At 51.0% G+C, this 384-nt stretch carries 1 protein-coding gene; it reads left to right on the top strand.

The annotated features are described in order from the left end of the window. Positions 1-82: 82 nt before the first annotated feature. Positions 83-384, top strand: a 302-nt coding sequence (locus NE664_15605) for a WYL domain-containing protein (protein ID MCQ4728059.1), incomplete at its 3' end; no start/stop codon positions are given.

Here is a 384-nt window from a genome sequence, read left to right as displayed (position 1 = left end):
GGAGCCTGAACTGTTTTCTGAAATCTACAACTGTTATTTTCTGGTCGTACGCCGGATTCTGGACGAGGCCGCAGAACAAGGTTTGTCTGAATGCGACTTAAACCGCATTGCGGATACATACGGATATGAGGAGAGCGCACTCTCTATCGTCCCAAAGCTGGTAAGCGGAGAATGGAATTTACTGGAAAGATCCGGGGAAGGCAATCCCGGCAGGCCGCTTTTTCGCTCCCGTGTAAAAGCGCCGGCGCCTCTGCCTCTGACTAAGCTTCAGCGTTCCTGGCTGAAAGCAATATCCGCTGATCCCAGATTTCGCCTGTTTTTTACCGACGAAGAGTGCAGGGAACTGGATCAGGCCTTAAAGGATATTCAGCCCCTGTTTTATCC

It is taken from the genome of Anaerotignum faecicola (genome assembly GCA_024460105.1).
Taxonomy (GTDB): Bacteria; Bacillota; Clostridia; order Lachnospirales; family Anaerotignaceae; genus JANFXS01.
The sequence above is the reverse complement of the archived record's forward strand: the minus strand, read 5'-3'. Positions and strand labels throughout refer to the sequence as shown.